This is a genomic window from Flavobacterium aquatile LMG 4008 = ATCC 11947 (assembly GCF_000757385.1).
Taxonomy (GTDB): Bacteria; Bacteroidota; Bacteroidia; order Flavobacteriales; family Flavobacteriaceae; genus Flavobacterium; species Flavobacterium aquatile.
Map to the genome: position 1 here is coordinate 269,904 of NZ_JRHH01000002.1, position 20,496 is coordinate 290,399.

General features: G+C 32.3%; 19 protein-coding genes. 10 read left to right on the forward strand and 9 right to left on the reverse strand.

Features of this window, described 5'->3' with window-relative positions:
* Positions 1 to 24 precede the first annotated feature (24 nt).
* Positions 25 to 747 (forward strand): GLPGLI family protein, encoded by a 723-nt coding sequence (locus tag LG45_RS16000; protein WP_052087476.1) that lies wholly within the window; start codon positions 25 to 27, stop codon positions 745 to 747.
* 29 nt (positions 748 to 776) lie between these two features.
* Here the strand turns inward: LG45_RS16000 and LG45_RS04175 are convergent, their stop codons facing one another.
* The 4 genes from LG45_RS04175 to LG45_RS04190 all read right to left on the reverse strand — a co-directional run bounded on the left by LG45_RS04175 (position 777) and on the right by LG45_RS04190 (position 6,276).
* Positions 777 to 1,601, reverse strand: coding sequence for an SDR family oxidoreductase (locus LG45_RS04175; RefSeq protein WP_035124715.1), 825 nt, complete (start codon positions 1,599 to 1,601; stop codon positions 777 to 779).
* 61 nt (positions 1,602 to 1,662) lie between these two features.
* The gene (locus tag LG45_RS04180; protein WP_035124720.1) at positions 1,663 to 4,044 is read right to left on the reverse strand and encodes a M20/M25/M40 family metallo-hydrolase; all 2,382 of its coding nucleotides are present in this window, start codon (positions 4,042 to 4,044) and stop codon (positions 1,663 to 1,665) included.
* An 85-nt stretch (positions 4,045 to 4,129) separates the two neighbouring features.
* Positions 4,130 to 4,480 carry a hypothetical protein gene (locus LG45_RS04185; protein ID WP_035124723.1) on the reverse strand — a complete coding sequence of 117 codons (351 nt, stop codon included), beginning with the start codon at positions 4,478 to 4,480 and terminating at the stop codon, positions 4,130 to 4,132.
* 269 nt (positions 4,481 to 4,749) lie between these two features.
* Complete coding sequence (locus LG45_RS04190; RefSeq protein ID WP_035124726.1) at positions 4,750 to 6,276, reverse strand: carbon-nitrogen hydrolase family protein; 1,527 nt, start codon at positions 6,274 to 6,276, stop codon at positions 4,750 to 4,752.
* Between the two features lie 198 nt (positions 6,277 to 6,474).
* On the opposite strand from LG45_RS04190, the gene LG45_RS04195 reads away from it, so the two are divergent.
* The 4 genes from LG45_RS04195 (at position 6,475) to LG45_RS04210 (ending at position 8,314) form a co-directional block, all read left to right on the forward strand.
* Entirely contained in the window at positions 6,475 to 6,798 is a 324-nt protein-coding gene (locus LG45_RS04195; protein ID WP_035124728.1) for a single-stranded DNA-binding protein, read from the forward strand.
* Between the two features lie 69 nt (positions 6,799 to 6,867).
* Positions 6,868 to 7,200, forward strand: a complete 333-nt coding sequence (locus LG45_RS04200; RefSeq protein ID WP_035124731.1) for a single-stranded DNA-binding protein — start codon at positions 6,868 to 6,870, stop codon at positions 7,198 to 7,200.
* 21 nt (positions 7,201 to 7,221) lie between these two features.
* Entirely contained in the window at positions 7,222 to 7,650 is a 429-nt protein-coding gene (locus tag LG45_RS04205; RefSeq protein ID WP_035124735.1) for an HRDC domain-containing protein, read from the forward strand.
* A 187-nt stretch (positions 7,651 to 7,837) separates the two neighbouring features.
* Positions 7,838 to 8,314, forward strand: a complete 477-nt coding sequence (locus LG45_RS04210; RefSeq protein ID WP_035124738.1) for a hypothetical protein — start codon at positions 7,838 to 7,840, stop codon at positions 8,312 to 8,314.
* Between the two features lie 280 nt (positions 8,315 to 8,594).
* On the opposite strand, the gene LG45_RS04215 is transcribed toward LG45_RS04210, so the two are convergent.
* From LG45_RS04215 to metG, 5 genes are all read right to left on the reverse strand, one after another.
* On the reverse strand, positions 8,595 to 9,113 hold the full coding sequence (locus tag LG45_RS04215; protein WP_035124742.1) for a ferritin: 519 nt from the start codon (positions 9,111 to 9,113) through the stop codon (positions 8,595 to 8,597).
* 31 nt (positions 9,114 to 9,144) lie between these two features.
* Positions 9,145 to 9,768 (reverse strand): chloramphenicol acetyltransferase, encoded by a 624-nt coding sequence (locus LG45_RS04220; protein ID WP_035124743.1) that lies wholly within the window; start codon positions 9,766 to 9,768, stop codon positions 9,145 to 9,147.
* 78 nt (positions 9,769 to 9,846) lie between these two features.
* Positions 9,847 to 10,536, reverse strand: coding sequence for an HAD family hydrolase (locus LG45_RS04225; protein WP_035124745.1), 690 nt, complete (start codon positions 10,534 to 10,536; stop codon positions 9,847 to 9,849).
* A gap of 9 nt (positions 10,537 to 10,545) precedes the next feature.
* Positions 10,546 to 11,976, reverse strand: a complete 1,431-nt coding sequence (locus LG45_RS04230) for a hypothetical protein (RefSeq protein WP_035124746.1) — start codon at positions 11,974 to 11,976, stop codon at positions 10,546 to 10,548.
* A 20-nt stretch (positions 11,977 to 11,996) separates the two neighbouring features.
* On the reverse strand, positions 11,997 to 14,054 hold the full coding sequence (gene metG / locus LG45_RS04235; protein ID WP_035124748.1) for a methionine--tRNA ligase: 2,058 nt from the start codon (positions 14,052 to 14,054) through the stop codon (positions 11,997 to 11,999).
* A gap of 272 nt (positions 14,055 to 14,326) precedes the next feature.
* Between metG and LG45_RS04245 the strand changes: the two genes are divergently transcribed.
* The 5 genes from LG45_RS04245 to LG45_RS04265 all read left to right on the forward strand — a co-directional run bounded on the left by LG45_RS04245 (position 14,327) and on the right by LG45_RS04265 (position 20,444).
* Positions 14,327 to 15,286, forward strand: a complete 960-nt coding sequence (locus LG45_RS04245) for a S66 peptidase family protein (RefSeq protein WP_052087477.1) — start codon at positions 14,327 to 14,329, stop codon at positions 15,284 to 15,286.
* Positions 15,287 to 15,372: 86 nt separating this feature from the next.
* Entirely contained in the window at positions 15,373 to 15,732 is a 360-nt protein-coding gene (locus LG45_RS04250) for a YraN family protein (RefSeq protein WP_035124754.1), read from the forward strand.
* A gap of 11 nt (positions 15,733 to 15,743) precedes the next feature.
* Positions 15,744 to 16,439, forward strand: coding sequence for an alpha/beta fold hydrolase (locus LG45_RS04255; protein WP_035125367.1), 696 nt, complete (start codon positions 15,744 to 15,746; stop codon positions 16,437 to 16,439).
* A 160-nt stretch (positions 16,440 to 16,599) separates the two neighbouring features.
* Positions 16,600 to 18,783, forward strand: coding sequence for a M12 family metallo-peptidase (locus LG45_RS04260; protein WP_035124757.1), 2,184 nt, complete (start codon positions 16,600 to 16,602; stop codon positions 18,781 to 18,783).
* A 128-nt stretch (positions 18,784 to 18,911) separates the two neighbouring features.
* Positions 18,912 to 20,444 (forward strand): DUF4394 domain-containing protein, encoded by a 1,533-nt coding sequence (locus tag LG45_RS04265; protein WP_035124760.1) that lies wholly within the window; start codon positions 18,912 to 18,914, stop codon positions 20,442 to 20,444.
* Positions 20,445 to 20,496 lie beyond the last annotated feature (52 nt).

Consider the following 20,496-nt stretch of genomic DNA (forward strand, 5'->3'; position numbering starts at 1 on the left):
CTCTTTTCATACTAATTTAAATTTATGAAGAAACTATTTTTATTGATTTTGTTGTCAAGTTTTTTTGGGTTTTCTCAAGAAAAGATGGAACTTATTTATAAAGTAAAAAGTAGTGAATCTATGTTTGATCCAACAGATGAAAATTCAAAATCTATTAAAGAGTACATCCTCAAAATGGAAGCTCAATTAGAAGATTTGACTTATTCATTAAGGTTAAAAGGAAATGAATCATTATGGTTCTTACACAATAAAGAGTCTTATTCTATGGCACACATGGGAAAAGCTTTTGGTGGCGATAATAGTTATTTTTTTGATGATTTATCTAAAAATTATATCGAGCAAAGACTTTTTCTTGATAATTATTTCATTGTAAACAAAAAACAAAAGGACTTTAAATGGGAATTATTTAACGAAACTAAAGAAATACTAGGCTATACATGTTATAAAGCAGTTTCTAAAGAGGTCAAATTAATTAACGGAAAAGACAAAACATTTTATACAATTGCTTGGTATGCACCAGCATTAAAATATCAAGTTGGTCCACAAGATTTTGGTGGATTGGATGGTTTGATTTTAGAATTAATAGATAAAAAAAGAAAGTACTATTGCACTGAAATCCTCTCTCCAGATAAAATGCCAATGTTTATTTTAGAAAAACCAATTAGAGGAAAGGTAGTAAATGAAGAAGAATATTTGACAGAAATGAATAAACTAGCAGAGGAAAGAGGATTTCCTACTTCTAAGTAATTTCTTAACCTAACAATCAATTCCTTAATTTAATATCGTTTTATTTCAAATTTATAATTCAAAACTGTTTCAACCTTATCACTCAAAATCGTCTTCCCGACAGAAGGTTTACTTTCGTCAAATTCTGGTAAAGATAAATCAAGATCAATTGCTTTTTTAGTATAGTATTTTTTTCGAGTTGGATGAAATGGCGCAACCGCATTAAAGACTTCATTGGATTTGTCATTTTGTCCCGACGTTTCGGAATGTTTCAGAATCGCTTCAATAATTCCAATGCAATCTATTTGATGGATTAAATTTATTGGTCCGATTGGGTTTTCAATATTTTTTCTTCCTGCCAAAAACTTTATTGGATGTCTATCATCACCAATCAATCCACCAAAACGAACAATTGTTGTTTGGAAATTTTTATTGCTTTGCAAAATATGTTCAGCTTCCAGTAATTGCCTTCCGCTTTCAGTATCAGGATTTGGTTTTGTTTCTTCAGTTATTATCGAATTGTCGTCTGCATAAACCGAAGTTGAACTAACAAAAATCACTTTGTCAACCGATGATTTTTCAATAAACGGAATTATATTTTGGATTTTTGCAACAAAGTTTTCGGTAGAATTTCCTCTCAATTTCGGTGGAATATCGATTATTAAAATATCTGAATTTGATAAAAATAAATCAATATTTCCCTCAATTCTATCTTCAAATAAATTAATCTGAAAAGGTAAAATTCCAGCTTTTTCTAAAACAGCAATTTTTTCCACGGAAGTTGTAGAACCATTTATTGAAAATCCTTTTTCCAACAACGTTTTTGCTAATGGTAATCCCAGCCAACCACAACCTAAAATACTAATTTGTTTCATAGTAAAGAATCAAAGTTTTGCCACAAAGCCACAAAGGCACAAAGTTTTTATCAGTGAAAATTTATTCTGTTACCGATTGTTTTAAAGTATCAATTACTACTTTTGTCGGGTTTTTTGGAGGCAAATATCCAACCATAATTTCAAGTTTTTCGCTCGCTTTCACTTTCCCTTTTACTATTACGGCATCCGTTAAAACAAATGGAGTTGGAATCATCCAATCGCGTCTTTTTGCCATACTAAATAATGGATTCGTCATCAAATCGAAAGAACTTTCCACAAAATTCATATCCAATTTATCGTTACTCGAAATCGAAAATTCTAATTCCAAAGGTAAATTATCCACCACATAATAACTCAAAATTTTATTGCTTATTTTCCCCGAAATTTTACTTTCTAAGTCAATCGATTTTACTCCATTGGCTCTCAAATTGTTGATTTTTGTATTTGAAAAAATGTCATATCGGTTTACTTTTCTATTTGGCGAAAGCTTAATTTTCAAATAGCGTTGCGAGCCAATTACAGAATCTTTTAAAAATTCAATAGTTGGTTTTGCAATATTTTTCAAAGGCGCATCACTCATAAAAGTAAATTCTGAACCATATTTGCTGTACAATTTATTAGTATTTAATGATTTGGCATCTTTGGGATTTTCGCCCAAATAGCCTTTAGTAAATTCGTCTAAGTTCGTGTCGTAAGTTGCCCAATTCGCTTTATTTGTATCAGCATTTAAAACATAAACTAAACTATTAGGTTTTGCTTTTCCATAAACATAATCGCTCGATTGATGTGCTTTTATAAAAAACGCAATCGCTACTAAAAAGAATAAAGTTGCCCAGAGTTTCTTTTGTGTAAACGAACCAAAAATTGGCAACAATAAAACAAAACTTAAAACGGTTAAAACCGAACTTCCAACCAATATTTTCAATCCCAAACCAATTGGAAACATTTGAATAAATGGCGCTAAAATTACCAAAGTTGGAACTGCCAAAATCAGATTTAAAACCGAATTTGTTTTTTGAGTAATCACATAATAGCCCAACATGAATGTGCTAAAAATTACTGGAATTATTAAAAATCCAGCGCCTTTGAGTTTCAAGAAAATTCCAATATTTAATAGTAACCAAATAAATAAAGGAGCAATCATCTGATTCATTTCTAGATATTTTTTAGCAGTTTTCGCATAAAATAAAAAGCAAATTGCTAACGTCAAACATACAAATCCATAAATGTAATCGTGACCATTATAAGTAAATCCGTGAAGAACATCATTGTATTGTGGATAAATGGCAAGCAAAGTTTTCCATCCTAAAAAAGTGATTCCACCACCAATAATTAATGAGCCTAATATTGGAATAAATCCTTTTATAATCTCGTCTACGCGTAAGAGTTGTTTGCCTAATCCGATGAAAATAAAAATTAGAAACAGTCCAAAAGCAATAATCAACATTGGTAAAACCCATTCAAATGGATAACTCAAAAATGAAAACGGAATTGAAAAGTAAACTTTGTCTTGTTTAGAATTCAAATTAGACAAATCAGAATTAGAGAAATGTTTCAACAAAGGAAACAAATACGTTCCTTGATGCGCCAAGGTTTTTGGATCTAAATGTTCATATTTATCTTGTGAAGTATGGTAATCAAAATGGTCGTCAATAAAAGCGAAATTGAATCCTTGAATTTTACCACTTTCTCTAAAAACAGTTAAATCGGTATCATTAGGCAACATTTTATAAATGCTATACATCAACGAATTTGAAACCGAATAGTGCAATTTTCCATCAGAAAAACCATCTACCATTTTGGCATTTCCTTTGTTGGTTTCCATCAGCATATAACTTGGTCCGCCACTTCCACGAGCTTCAAAATTTAAAACTAAACCGACTTCTTTCGCCCATTTATGCTGAGTTACAAAAAGCGCCGCACCATTCAATCCCAATTCCTCAGCATCCGAAAATAGGATGATAATATCATTTTTGTGTTTTGTTTTAGTATGTAAAAAAGCACGAACGCTTTCAAGAATAGTTGCCACTCCAGAAGCATCGTCACTCGCGCCATGAGAATAAGAATGTGGTGCCGAATCATAATGAGAAAGTAACAATAAAGCTTTAGAATTTGCCGAACCTTTTATTCTTGCCAAAACATTTTTAGATTTTACCAAAGTACCTTTTTCGGTCATCGTAAAACCTTCTTGAAAAGTAGCATCCAAACCTAAATTTTGCAATTCTTTGACCAAATATTGCGCAACAACTTCATGGTTTTCCGAACCTACGTAATGTGGTTTGGCTGTCATTTCTTTCACTTTTACCAAAGCACGATTTGTAGAAAATTCCGAAAGAGGTGCTTCGGTTGCGTCATACTTTTGAGGCATCATAAAATAAAAAATGCCCGTCAATAGTGCCACAAGCACCAACATGGAATAAAGAGAAGTGTAGTTTTTTTTCATTTATACTGAACTAGTTTCTGTATCTTTTTTTAGATACTTTATTATTTTTATAACTTCGTACTTTGAATTTCGTACCTCGTACTTTCTAATATTCCTTCTTCACCAACATATAAAAATCATTTTCAAGAAAACGATACCCTTGATCGTATACAAAATGATAAGTATTCCCAGTATTGGTGTTTAAAATATTGGTAAAATACTCAAAGTCAAATCCCTTACTCAACAATTTTGTCTTTGTAATTTTCGATTTTCCTTCGGTATTGGCTTCACTCAAAATGCGGTAATTTTTGCGCAATTTGTTGTTCACATTACGCATATAATTGTTGCTGTCTTTGTTAATTTTATTGTTGTATGCATTTCGGCAACCATCGCTACAGAACTTTTTGTCCTCGCGACCAACAATTTTTTCGTTACATTCTAAACAATTTTTACTCATAGTTTTGTCATTGCGAAGAATGAAGCAATCTCATCATTCTCTGTTATTTTTAAGGAGCGAATGGCTCGGGCATTTTTGGTTTCCTTATTCCTGCTTTTCGTTCTACTTCGTGCCACTACAATCAGGGCTAGATTGGTTTTGTCTTTTGTAAATGTCAAACTTAACTAAAACATCTATCCAAACAATGTTGCGTTAGGGACTGAAGCGGCATCCTTTTTTTGCAAAAAAAAGATACAGCGGAAAGCCCGACCTGAAAGGGAACGCCCAAATTATTTCAGTTTTTTAAGTTGGTACAAATCTTTTCTTCTGTCTCTCATCGTTCGCACACTTCCGTTTTGATGCAGTTCTTTTAACAAATTAATATCCACGTCAACTATTAATGTCATTTCTGTATTTGGCGTTGCCTCAGCTTTAATGCCATTACTCGGAAATGCAAAATCCGATGGTGTAAAAACCGCAGCTTGCGCATATTGAATATCCATATTATTTACTTTCGGCAAGTTTCCAACGCAACCTGTAATGGCAACATAACATTCGTTTTCAATTGCTCTTGCTTGCGCGCAATGTTTTACACGTGTATAACCATTTTGAGTATCGGTAAGGAAAGGAACAAATAAAATATTCATGCCTTCATCTGCCATAAGTCGGGATAATTCTGGAAATTCTACATCGTAACATATTACAATTCCGATTTTTCCGCAATCGGTATCAAATGTTTGAATGGTATCGCCGCCAGTAATTCCCCAATAGAAAATCTCATTTGGAGTGATGTGAATTTTGCGATACATTTCGTTGGTTCCATCGCGTTTGCATAGAAATCCAACATTGTAAACATGACCATTTTCAATCAACGGCATGCTTCCAGTAATGATATTGATGTTGTAGGAGATGGCAAATTCTTGAAATTTTAATTTTACAGCTTCGGTGTGTTTGGCCAATTCTTTTATGGCTTCAGCTTCCGATAAATGGTTAAAATCGGCCATTAATGGTGCGGTAAAAAGTTCGGGAAATAAAGCAAAATCACAACCATAACCCGAAACGGTATCGATAAAAAATTCGGCTTGTTCGAACAATGCTTCTAAATTGCTCAAGGAACGCATTTGCCACTGAATTAAACCCAATCGAACTACACTTTTTTGAGTGTTTATTAATTTCGGACTGTCATCATAATACACATTATTCCATTCTAATAAAACAGCGTATTCTTGCGATTCTATATCGCCTTCTAAATAATTTTTAAGAACTCGAACTTCATGAAAATCATTACTCAATTGAAAAGACAATACTGGATCGTAAATCTCTTTTCGCTTTACCTTTTCGATGTAAATTTTCGGAGTTATTTCATCTTTATAGTTAACATAATTCGGAATTCTTCCAGCAAATATGATTGATTTTAAATTTAATTGATCGCACAATTCTTTTCTAGCATCATACAATCGTCTGCCTAATCGAAGTCCGCGGTATTTTGGATTTATAAAAACATCAATACCATAAATAACTTCACCATCTGGATTGTGAGTAGAAAAGGTATAATTTCCGGTTATTGCTTTATAATTTCTTGTTTTAAAGGCAAAATCTTCAGTCACCAAAATTGATAATGCCGAACCAACTACAACACCATCCACAACAATTACAAGTTGACCTTCTGGAAATTTTTCTAATAAATTTTGTAATTGATGTTCTTTCCAAAAAGATTCTGCCATCTCTGGATAGGATTCAATCATTGATTTAATGAGCTCTTTGTAGTCTTCTATTAGTAGATTTCGTAATTCTACAGATTGTATCGCTTTTGGCATAAAATATTGATTTTCAACAAATATAGTAAAAATATTTCCGTTTACAAACGCTTACAAACATTTACAACCGATTTTAAATGGTAATCAACCGAATAATTTTTGACAGTCACCACAACTTTGCATCGTCGGAAATGAGAAACAAATTTTTACTAACGACAAAACAAAAATTAATTAATAACAATTTAAATTTTAAACGCCATGAGAAACAAGGTACAATTAATCGGACATGTAGGTCAAGAACCAGAAATCAAAAATTTTGAAGGAGGAAAAAAATTAGCAAGCTTAAGCATCGCTACAAATGAAGTCTATTACAAAGAAAACGGAGAAAAAGCCGAAAAAACAGAATGGCATCGAGTAAGCGCTTGGGGAAAAACAGCAGAAATCATCGAAAAGTATGTGACGAAAGGAAAAGAAATTGCTATTGAAGGTAAACTTACTCACAGAAGTTACGACGACAAAGACGGTAACAAACGCTATGTAACCGAAGTGATTATAAACGAACTAGTTTTAATGAGCAAGTAGTTTTAGTTTCAAAAATCAATTTCAAAAATCAATTTCAAAATAACAATAACAATTTAAAATTTAAACGCCATGAATGCAATTAAAAACAAAGTACAATTAATAGGACATGTAGGTCAAGAACCTGAAATCAAAACATTTGATGGAGGTAAAAAAGTTGCCAATATTACAATTGCCACCAATGAAAGCTATACCAATAGCAAAGGTGAAAAAGTAGAAAACACCGAATGGCACCGAATCACCGCTTGGGGAAAAGTTGCAGACATCATTGAAAAATATGTTATTAAAGGTAAAGAAATCGCTATTGAAGGAAAATTAACGCACAGAAGCTATGACGACAAAGATGGAAATAAGCGTTACATCACAGAGATTGTTGCCAGTGAGTTATTGCTTTTAGGAAAATAGTCTAACGTAAAAAATAGCACGATGAACATCAAAGTATTTAATATTCGTTTAGACAAAGATAACTGCGACAATGACCAAAATCTAATGAATGCATTTTTAGACTCGGTAGAGGTGAAGTTTACTTCAACAAATTTTGTTACCACTGGAACAGTAGACTTTTGGTCGGCCGTAGTTTTCTATGATTTAAGAAAAGACATTTCAAAGCAAACAGAAACTATCGAACTTAATGAAAAAGAAAACGCAATCTTTACAGCATTAAAATTGTGGCGTAATGATTTGGCTCAAAAGAAAGGTTGGTCGTCATTTAGAATTTGTCACAATTCACATTTAATTTCAATTGCAAAAGAGAATCCTCAAAGCATTGACGAACTTAAAAAAGTAAAAGGTTTTGGCGAATCAAGAACTATAAATTATGGCGAAGATATAATTGCAGTATTGAACTCTTTTTAAAACCATCTATTTAGATTTTGCAAAAGCGACAAATTTTTTTGTCGCTTTTTTTGTAGCATTATTTCTACAATTAGATATAAGTTTTTAACACGAAAACGTTTTCGAAACACAAGAAAAACATCAATTGTTATTTTTTTCTAATTTTAATTAAGTAATTAACAATAAATCATTAATAAATTTAAACCCCATGTTAAAAATTACTAAGTTTTTTACAATTATTATTTTGGTTTTGTTGTCAGTAGATAGTTATTCACAAGTAAATGGTGTTGGGATAAATACAATTGACCCTAAAAGCACTCTTGATATTAATGGAAATTTATCCATAAAAGTCGCAACTATTCCTGGCGGCCCAAGTGGCGCAGCTGCTCAAATTACAGATCAAGGAGTTTATTTAAGTTTGGATGCAAATGGTAGTAATAATGACTTTCAACTTCCTAACCCAGTCACAGTTCCTGGTAGAATTTATATTCTCAGAAATATCTCTACAACAAATACAGCTTACTTGCTAACAACAGGTACAACTGGCTCAACAGGAAAATTTTTTGCTAAAGATTCATCAAATCCTACAGAAACATCTGGAACCGCTGTAATAAATATGCCGGCAAATGGTAATTCAAAAAGTATTATTATTGTGAGTGATGGCGCAAATTGGACTTACTTTTAATACATAAAAAAGCCTTCAATTACGAAGGCTTTTTTTATGCAATTTTCTTAATCAAATCATACATCGGACATCGAGAACAACGTTTAGATTCGCTTTTCATATATTTTTCGCAACAACTCGATTTACAGTTGTCGGAGATGTTTAATTTTTTAATAAGCTTTTTCTTCTCTTTCTTTTTAAGCTTTTTTTCTTCTGATTTTTCCTTTTTGCCCAAAACTTAACGTATTAAATAACAGGACAAATATACATTATTTTTATAAGTTCTAAATAAAAATAACAATTATTTTGGATTCGTTGCAGCTGCGCTTGTCACAGATAGAATTTGAATATCTCTATCAAATAAATACAATCCGCCACGATCTTCACCAATTAAGTTTATCTTGTCTAAAATAGTTTTGGCTTGTGCTTCTTCTTCAATTTGTTCTGCAACATACCATTGTAAGAAATTATGTGTAGCATAGTCTTTTTCTTCAAAGGTAATATGAACTAATTTATTGATAGAATCTGAAACAAAAAGTTCGTGTTTGTATAATTCTTCAAACATTTCTTTAAAATTTCCAAAGCTAGTTTTTGGCGCTTTAAGGTCGGTTACAATAGCATGTCCGCCACGTTCGTTAACGTATTTAATTAATTTAAGCATGTGCTGACGTTCTTCGTCTGATTGTGCATACATAAATTGTGCTACACCTTCAAGTCCTTGGATTTCTGCCCAGCATGCCATTGATAAATAGGTTTGAGAAGATTCTGCTTCAATACGTATTTGTTTATTTAATGCGGCTTCAATATTTTTTGATAACATAATAAGTAGTTTTTTTGTAAAGTTAAGAAATTTATTGATTCATTAATTCTTCAAAAAACGTTAAAAATTTGCCGACATGGTATCCGTCCATCAATCCATGATGTACATGAATTGACATTGCCATGGTTTTTTTACCGTTTTCATCCATCATTTTTCCAAAGGATATTTTCGGACAACTATCGGGCCAAGTAAAACTTCTAGCGTGCGAAAGTGATGTAAAATTCACCCAAGGTAAAGCCGAAAAATGGATTAAATTTTCTGGATATTCTCTTGTAATAAGTCCGGTTGTGGTTTGAATTCTATCAATTTCTGTTTTAGCAATAGTTTCAAAAGTTTTCAAATTTTCATCAAATTCAATTAATGAAAAGCCAAACGTTTTATCTTCGCGCATAATAGTTGCTGAAGCGTCAATTCGATCAAAAATGTAAATCTCATCTTCAATTATTCGATATCGGAAACATTTAAATTCATTAATTGCTTGTAACGTTTTATGAAGGTAATAAATGAAAAACGAAATGCCTAATTCTTTTGATTTTGAATAAGCTTTCGTGCAATCTATTGTTGTTGTAACTCCAAAAAATGGCTCTTGCATTTGCTTAAAAAACAAGAAGTGTTCTTTTCTGTTCCAAGTATCGAGGTTTAGTTTTTGTTTCATTTTTTTGCCGCTAAGACTCTAAGTCGCAAAGTTTTTAAATCAATAATTATAAAATTATGTAATTACAAAAAATTACTGTTATTGTAACAAAATAGGTAAAACGTCAGTGATTTTTTCTAAAGATTTAAAGTTATCGTGTTGGATTTCGAAATCAATCTTTTCGTATTCCCAAGTGGTGTGATAAGGAATATGATAGCCATGACCACCAATATTTAAAACAGGCAAAACATCCGATTTTAAAGAGTTTCCAATCATAATAAAATCTTCTGGTTTGATATCAAGACGCGATAACATTTTTTCGTAATCTAATTCTTTCTTGTCGCTCATTACTTCAATATGGTGAAAATAATGTCCAATTCCAGAATCATGTAATTTTCTATGTTGGTCTTTTAAATCACCTTTAGTTGCTACAACCAATTTATATTTTCCTTTTAGTTGTTTTAAAACTTCTTCCACTTCGGGTAAAAGTTCTACCGGTTTTTGAAGTAAATCTCTACCAATATCAATAATTTTTTTAATGCCTTGTCCCGAAATTTGGTCACTGGTCAATTCCAATGCAGAGTCAATCATAGAAAGTGTAAAGGCTTTAATTCCAAACCCATACAACGGAAGATTTTTTACTTGATGACTTAAAATCAGTTGTAAAATTTCTTGCTTGGAAGCGTAATCGGCAAAAAGTTCACAAAATTTGGCTTGCGCTTCGTCAAAGTAAGGTTCGTTGTGCCAAAGTGTATCGTCGGCATCGAAAGCAATTATTTTTGGGATCATGTTTTTAAATTAGTCTGTGAATGAAAAAAACTTATATGACTTTTCTTGTTTGTCATATCCACCAAAATAGAGTTTTGAGTTAAATTTGAATACACTTTGACTGATAAGATCATCTTTGTTTTCTGATAAAGCTCGAAGTTTGTCAAACGCTAATTTATTTACTTCGCCATCAACATGATTGAACTCTTTATCAAACAAACAATTTATATAAACTACTTTTCTATTTTTATATGAATTTAAGTTTGCAATAGAATAATTAGAGGTTATTGCCGTTGCAATTAATACACCTGCCAGTCCAAACATAGCGCCATACATTGCTCCATTTCCATTTTTTTCTAAAGAAACGCTTCCAATAGTAAGGTACACAATGTCGTTAAAATAATAGCATGACATTGATGGATACTCAAAATAAATTTTTCGCAACAATTGATTTGATTTGTCTAAAATTCTAGTTTTATTGATGCTTCCGTTTTCTTGAATGATGTCTGAGTTTTTGAAAGTTACTTCTTTATCTTTTAGAATTTCATAGGTTTTAAGTTCGTTTCCTTCCATATCTTTAACTGATAAGGCAAGACGATTTTCATTCAATTTCATCTGAATTAATTTACCGTTTACGTAAAACGAATTGGATTCATCCTCAACATAATTCACAGATAGTAAGTAAGGTTGGTTATATCCTTTACTAATTGCCGAAAAATCATTTAAATTTATTGTTACGGTTTGAGTAAAATTTTTGTTGTTATCAAACGTAAAGAATAACTTGTTACCATTGGTATAAACTTTTCTTTTATTAGCACTGAAAGTTAGTGACGGCGGTGTATCATTAGATATATTTTGTATAGATAATGAACCATCCAATCCAGTATCAGAATTTAAAAGAGACCATAAAGTACACGTTTTAGTGTCATAAGATAAAAATCGATTTGTCGATAAGTCCACAGTTTTCTTGGTTAAATTTCCATCATCGAAAACGTAAAAATTTAAAATACTTGTAGATTTTACAACTGTGATTAAGTAAAAAATAGAATTTACTGTAATGGTCTTCACAGGTTTTTCCTTTTCAAAATCTAAATTGAAGGTTTTTAGCGAAACTTTCTTTGTGTCAAAATCAAAACATTGCGTTGTAATTTCTTTATTATTTGGCGTTGACCAATACGAGTAATATTTGTTGTTTGTAATGCTGTATCCAATTATATCATCATAATTTTTTGGTGGTCTAGTTGACGATATGGAGTCAAGAACTTCAAACTTATCGTTAAATTTCACAGTTAAAACTCGGTTTTTATCCCTAAAGAAAAGTAAAACCTGTTTTTTATCTTCCTCAACAACTTGAAAAAGATCATTTGTGTTTTTAAAATTTAGAGGCAAAACTTTTTCGAGTTGTTGCGAAAATAAAAAGGATGACTGAACAAATAATAAAAGGCATAAAAACTTTTTCATAGGATTTTTTAAATTATTAATTAGGAAATTAAAGCACCATTTTGAACTCCATCACCATCCGGATTTACAAAAACCAATTTTCCATCAGGTAAATTCGTCATCAAAATCATTCCTTGACTTTCAACGCCACGCAATGCTCTTGGTGCTAAATTCACTAAAACCGTAACTCGTTTTCCAACCACTTCTTCTGGTGAAAAATGTTCTGCAATTCCAGAAACTATTGTTCTTACATCAATTCCGGTATCGACTTTTAAAACTAAAAGTTTGTTAGCTTTTGGCATTTTCTCAGCTTCAATAATCGTTCCAACACGCAAATCTAATTTCGAAAAATCGTCAAATGTTGACGCCTCTTTTTGTGGTTCTATCACGGCGTTTTCTGCTTTATTGGCAGCTTTTGTCGCTTCCAGTTTGTCTATTTGTTTTTGAATTTCAATATCTTCTATTTGAGAAAATAATATTTCGGCTTGTCCTATTTTATGTCCAGGTTTCAATAATTCTGATGTTTCCGAAACCGAACTCCAACTTAATTTATCCAAATTCAAAATTTTAGATAATTTATTTGATGTAAAAGGTAAAAATGGTTCGCACAAAATTTGTAACGCAGCAGCAATTTGCAATGCCACATACATTTGTGTTTGAACTCTAGCTGGATCAGTTTTTACCATTTTCCACGGTTCTTCATCTGCCAAATATTTATTTCCCAATCGGGCAACATTCATCATTTCGCCTTGCGCTTCTCTAAATCGGTATCTTTCAATTGAAGAAGAAATTACTGCTGGATAGGCTTTTAATTCGGCTAATGTTTGATTGTCAACATCACTAAACTCGTTTGGAGCAGGAACAATTCCTTCGTAATATTTGTTGGTCAAAACCACAACTCTATTAATGAAGTTTCCAAAAATAGAAGCCAATTCGTTATTGTTTCTCGCCTGAAAATCTTTCCAAGTAAAGTCGTTATCTTTTGTTTCTGGAGCGTTCGAAGTCAATGCATAACGCAAAGAATCTTGCTTATCCGGAAAATCTTGTAAATATTCGTGCAACCAAACGGCCCAGTTTTTTGAAGTAGAAAGTTTGTTCCCTTCCAAATTTAAGAACTCATTCGCTGGAACATTATCTGGTAAAATAAAACTTCCTTCGGCCTTCAACATCGCAGGAAAAATAATGCAATGAAAAACGATATTGTCTTTACCTATAAAATGAACCAGTTTTGTATCGTCTTTTTTCCAGTAATCTTCCCAGTTTTTTCCTTCTCTTGCAGCCCATTCTTTGGTTGCAGAAATGTATCCAATTGGCGCGTCAAACCATACGTAAAGTTTCTTTCCTTCTGCGCCATCAACCGGAACATCAATTCCCCAATCTAAGTCACGCGTTACTGCACGAGGTTTCAATCCGTCGTCCAACCACGATTTTACTTGTCCAAGAACATTTGTTTTCCAATCTTTTGCATGATCTTGCAAAATCCATTTTTGTAAAAAATCTTGGTATCTATCCAAAGGTAAAAACCAATGTTTTGTAGATTTTAAAATCGGAGTATCACCAGTAATTGTCGATTTCGGGTTTATTAAATCAGTCGCATTTAAAGTCGAACCACAACGTTCACACTGATCACCGTAAGCTTCTGGATTTTCACATTTCGGACAAGTTCCAGTAACAAATCTATCTGCTAGAAACTGATCGGCTTTGGCATCATACAATTGCTCGGTAACTTCTTCAATAAAATCGTTGTTATCATACAATTTTCTGAAAAATTCTTGCGCCGTATCATGATGAATTTTAGAAGAAGTTCGAGAATAATTATCAAACGAAATTCCGAAATCTAAAAACGATTTTCTAATTATTCCGTCGTATTTATCAATTACTTCTTGCGGCGTAATACCTTCTTTTTTGGCCTTCATCGATATTGCTACGCCGTGTTCATCGCTGCCGCACATAAACGCAACATCTTTTCCTTGCAGTCGCAAATAGCGCGCATAAATATCAGACGGAACATAAACGCCAGCCAAATGACCAATATGAATCGGACCATTTGTATAAGGCAACGCAGCTGTAATTGTATATCTTTTCGGATTTTCTAACATGGTAATTTTTCGTATATAAGTTGCAAAAATAAGCAATAGATTTTTTATTTGAAGCTATTTCCAGCTTTACACTGCAATCTTTTCATTTTTAAAGAAAAAATGAAAAGGATTTCCGTTGCAATCTGGGCTAGGACAATAGTTTTCAAAAGAACTTTTCGGTAAAATTCTAAATTAATTTTCAAAATAAATCTGCGCAAATCCGTAAAATCCGTGTCATCCGCGTTCCAATAAAGAGAACTTTTATACATTTGCTACTTAGACCAAGATTTTAAATGAAAAAGGCACAAATAATTTTATTGCTTCTTATTACAATTTCAACAATTCATGCTCAAAAAAAGATGATTACACCACCATATCTAAAAAAAGGCGACACAATCGCAATAGTTGCAACTGCCAGAAAAAATATTGATGACAATTTAAAACCAGCTATTTCTTGGTTAAAAAACTGGGGAATTGAAGTTGTAATTGGTTCAACAATAGGTTTAGACAATAACCAACTTGCTGGAACAGACGAACAACGCGCAGCCGATTTTCAAGCACAACTTGACAATCCAAATATCAAAGCAATTTGGTGTGTTCGTGGCGGTTATGGAACAGTAAGAATGATTGATTTATTAGATTTTACAAAATTCAAGCAATCGCCAAAATGGATTGTAGGTTTTAGTGACGTCACCGTTTTACACAGTCATTTAAATACCATGGGTTATCAATCTATTCACGGAATTATGCCAGTAAGTTCTAAAGCATCAGAAGAAGCAAAAGAAACGTTGCGAAAAGCATTATTTGGAGAGCATTTGGAATATAAAGTCCCATGCGAAAACATGAACCGTTTAGGGACTGCAAAAGGCGAATTAGTTGGCGGAAATTTATCAATTTTATATAGTTTGTTTGGTTCACCATCGGCAATAGATTGTTCAGATAAAATTTTGTTTATAGAAGATTTAGACGAATATTTATATCATATCGATAGAATGATGATGAACTTAAAACGCAACGGTTGTCTAGAAAGTTTAAAAGGAATAATCGTTGGCGGAATGACCAAAATGAACGACAACGAAGTTCCATGGGGGAAAAATGCATTAGAAATTATTGATGACGTGACTAAGAACTACAATATTCCAATAATTTATAATTTCCCAGCCGGACACATGGCAGACAATCGCGCTCTTATATTTGGAAAGCAAGTGTCAATGGAAGTGAATGATTTGGAGAGTAAAGTAGTTTTTGAGTAAGCTTTGTCAAGCTAAATTTATTTCAGCTTCTTCGATTTACAACATTAAAAGATTCTGAAATAAATTCAGAATGACAAATAGTAACTATGGCAGATCACAATGATTTAGGAAAACTCGGAGAAGAATTGGCTGTAGATTTTCTGCAACAAAACGGTTATGAGATTCTAGAAACCAATTGGGTTTTTCAAAAAGCCGAAATCGACATCATTGCCCAAAAAGGCAATATACTTGCCGTCGTTGAGGTAAAAACGCGTTCGTCAATAGAATTTGGATTGCCACAAGATTTTGTGAAGCCTAAGAAAATTCAGCTTTTAGTGAAAGCTATAAATGAATATGTTATTGCTAATGATTTAGATGTTGAAGTTAGGTTTGACATAGTTGCAATTCATAAAGACGCTAAAGATTTTAGTATTGATCATATCGAAGAAGCATTTTACTATTTTTAAAACTATACATGATGGCGCAAAAAATACTTTTACTTCACGGCGCATTAGGAAGTGCTGCAAGTTTAAATCCGTTAAAAGAAGTTCTTCAAAAAGATTTTGATGTTTTTACTTACACATTTCAAGGCCATGGTGGAACTGAAATACCATCAGAAGATTTTACAATTTCTAATTTTGCAAATGAAGTTCTAGTTTTTTTGGAAGAGAATTCTTTGGATAAAATAATCATTTTTGGATACAGTATGGGCGGCTATGTCGGACTTTATTTGGCAAAATATTTTCCAGAAAAAGTAGAAAAATTGTACACATTAGCGACCAAATTAGATTGGACTATTGAAGGTTCAATTAAAGAAGCAGCAATGCTAAATCCTATAAAAATTAAAGAAAAAGTTCCAAAATATGCTTTGGCTTTAGAACAACTTCATGGAAGCAATTGGGAAATTTTGATGGAAAAAACAGCCTTGATGATGCTTAATTTAGGTAAAAATCCTGCAATAAACGAATCTGATTTTGAGAAAATTACTGTTCCAGTTTTAATTACAGTTGGAGACAAAGACACAATGGTTAGCATTGAAGAAAGTGTCTTTGCTTTTAGAAAAATTCCAAATTGCATGTTTTGTGTAATGCCAAATACAATTCATCCAATAGAAAAAGTTGATGTTAACCAAGCTGTACATCAGATTAAAAATTTTATCAAAATTATAATTTAACTACCATTCCAAAACCGATATTACAAATAAGACGTAATTAATTATGTAACTTTTTAATAAACAGTTCTTAGGAGTTTAATAAACTAATTGTTAAACTTATTAAGTATTCAAAGGTTTTTACTATTTTTGTTGGCTAAAATTAACTTACTATTAAACTACAATGAAAAAATTATTACTACTTTTTTCTTTATTCTTTTTCATTTTCGGATTTTCACAAAACGAAATTGCTAAAAAAATTAAAGAATATGAAAACACAAAAGAATATTTTCAACCTATTTCTGTGTTGACTCCAGACCAAACTATTTCTAACGTTGATGTGATAAAAGCTGTTGATAATGCAACTTTAGCAAAAATTAACCTTACTGCTGTAAATGATATTGTGATAAATAAATATGACTTTATCGAATTGTCTGTTCCTTACAATGGAAGCATAGTTTTGGTTAGTCTTTATAAAGTGAATTTATTTACTGAAGATTTTCAAATTGATACTGATAAATTTAAAAATATCTCTTATGAAAAAGGTGTTTACTATCGCGGAATTGTGAAAGGCGATTACACATCTGTTGCTTCTTTCAACTTCTTTAACAACGAATTTAATGGAGTTTTATCAACTAATGAACTATCTAATGTAGTTGTTGGTAAACTGGATAAACCAAACAATATTAATGATTATGTTGTTTATTCAGATGCGAATTACAAAGGTCCAATTGAAAATCTATGTTCATTTAAAGATGAAGCAGGAAAACCAATGGACTTAACAAATAAAGGAGATCAAAGCAGAGATATTGCAACAACTAGATGCGTTACTATGTATTTTGAAATTGATTATGATGTATTTACTTCAAATTCAAGCAGTACAACTACAACTACCAATTGGATGACTTCTGTTTTCAATAATGTTCAAACTTTGTATAGTAACGATGCCATTTCTACAGCTTTAAAATCTATGTTTATTTGGACCACACAAGATCCTTATTCTGGTACAGGTTCTTCAGATTATTTATATCAATTTAATGAAGTTAGACCAGTTTTTAACGGCGATCTTGGACAGTTAGTTGGTATTGATCCAGGTGGACTTGGTGGTGTTGCAGTAACAATTGACGGAATGTGTTCTCAAGAAAATTTCTGTTATTCTGATGTGAATTTTAGTTATAGCACAGTTCCAACTTATTCATGGACAGTAATGGTTGTAACACATGAATTCGGACATTTATTAGGTTCTAGACATACACATTCTTGTTCATGGAACGGAAACAATACTGCTATTGACAATTGTGGACCAGTTGGAGGCGGAACAGGCGAAGGTAGTAATTGTGTAACATCACCACCAACAATTCCTACACCAGCAGTTAGGGGAACAATAATGAGTTATTGTCATTTAACATCATCTGGTATTGGTTTTAATAATGGATTTGGTGCGCAACCTAGAACAGCAATTCAGAATGCCGTAGATGCTGGAACTTGTTTAAGTTTTGACTGTGTAAATACTTGTATAAATCTTGTACAAAACGTAACGACTTCAAATGTAACAAATAATAGCGCAACCATTAACTTTACGGATAATAGCGCTACTGCATGGCAAAGAATTGTTAGGCTGTTTACTTCAAATTCTAATTTTTGGATTAATATTAATTCTAATACTTTTAATGCTACAGGCTTATTACCTAATACTTATTATTCTGCAAAAATAAGACCAACTTGTCCTGTCGGAGTAACTGGAGGAAGTAGAGATGCGATTTTTGCTACTTCTGCCAATTTCTGTGACGGAATAACAATTACAGATACAGGTGGTACAACAGGTCAATACACAGATAATCAATCATTCGTAAGGGTAATTGCTCCAAATGTTGCAGGACAAAAAATAACATTAACTTTTTCGGTATTCTCTTTAGAAGCTGATTATGATTACATGTACATTTATGACGGAAATTCAACAGCAGCCCCAATCTTTGAATCAAATGGCTATACTGGAAACACTATTCCTGGTCCATTTACTTCAACAGCAGCAGATGGATCTTTAACGATGAGATTTGAATCTGATCCAGGTGTTACTGATATTGGTTGGGTTGCTGCAACTTCTTGTAGCGCTTTAGCAAATAATGAATTTGACGGAATAGATTTTACCTATTTCCCAAATCCAACTACTGGATCAGTTTCTATAAATTCTAAATCAGAAATTAATCAGGTTTATGTTTACAACATTATGGGTCAATTATTATATCAAAATGATGTAAATGATCTAAATACTAATGTTGATATTTCTGCCTATTCTACTGGAACTTATTTCTTCAAATTAAAATTTGATGACAATAAAGAAGTCAACTTCAAGATATTGAAAAAGTAAAAAAATCAAGTACTTTTTCTTCAAAAGCTCTTTATCAATTAAAAATAAAATTGATAAAGAGCTTTTTTTTAAAACCAAACAGCTTTTTTCTGCGTAATTGTTTTTTATAACTAAAAAAATATATACAAATGAAAAAATTTAAATCAATTAATCGATTCGCATTTATTGCGGTTTTGACATCATTTTGTTTTGCTACAATTTCTTGTAGTGATGATGACGATAACAACACACCAATTGTTACACCACCAGATCCAATTCCGAACATGAATTTTACAGCTTTATCTAACAATAATGCTATAGTAAAATACAACTCTACTAATTTATCGTCACCAATTTCAACAACTCCAATTACTGGATTAACAGCTGGAGATGAAATTATCAGTATTGATTACAGACCAGCAACAGGACAACTATATGGTTTAGGCTCTTCAAGCAGATTGTATTTTATTAATGAAGAAAGTGGTCTTGCAACTGCATTAGGTGCAGCACCTTTCACGCCAGTTATTGCTGGTGCAAACGCTTCAATCAATTTTAACCCAACAGTAGATAGAATTCGATTAGTTACAGAATCTGGACAAAATTTACGTCTTCACCCAGAATTAGGAACTGTGGCCGCAAATGATGGTTCAATTAATGGAGTTGCTAACGCAAGAGTTGGAGCAGTTGCTTATACTAATAGCATTGCTGGAGCAACATCAACAGTTTTATATGATATCGATTTTCAAACAGATAAATTGTACATGCAAGTTCCTCCAAATGATGGAACATTACAAGTTGTTGGAGATTTAACTTTAGATTTTGAAGGTTCAGGAGATTTTGACATCACTCCAGATAATTCTCAAGCTTTCGCAGTAACTAATAATGCAAGCGTTTCAACACTTTACACTATAAGTTTAGAAACTGGAAAAGCTAGAAACATTGGTGCATTTTCACAACAAATTATTAGCATTGCATTTAAAACAAATCCGGTTGCTTATGCAATTACTGCTGGAAATGAATTGTTCAGATTCAATCCTACAACTGGAGTTTCATCAGTTTCTGCAATAACAGGAACAGCTGCTGGAGAAACTATAGTTGGTATCGATTTTAGACCTGCTACTGGACAATTATATGGTATTACAAACCAAAGTAGAATAGTAACAATCAATACTTCATCTGGTGCAGTTGCAGTAGTTGGGACAACACTTACTACAGCACTTTCAGGAACTACTTTCGGGTTTGATTTTAATCCAACAGTAGATAGAATTAGATTGGTAAGTGATTCTGGTCAAAACTTAAGATTGCACCCAGATTTAGGAACAGTTGCTGCTGTAGATTCTAATTTAAATCCAGGATCACCAATGGTAAATGGCGCAGGATACACTAATAGTTTTGCAAGTACAACAACTACAACTTTGTATGTAATTGATTCACAAACTAATATGTTATACATGCAAAATCCACCAAACGCAGGTACTTTGGTTCCAGTTGGAGCTTTAGGTGTTGATGTTGATGCAGATAGCGGTTTTGATATTGGAGGAAGCAGTGGCGTTGCTTATGGATTGCTAAAAGTTGGGGGTACAACTTCAGTGTATTCTATCAATTTAACAACTGGTGCAGCTACTAAAGTTAGAGATATTCCTGTTCAAGCAACAGCTATGACAATTGGTTTAGGATTCTAAATTTCAGTTTTAATTATAAAAAAAGCCTTGTAGATTTTTTTACAAGGCTTTT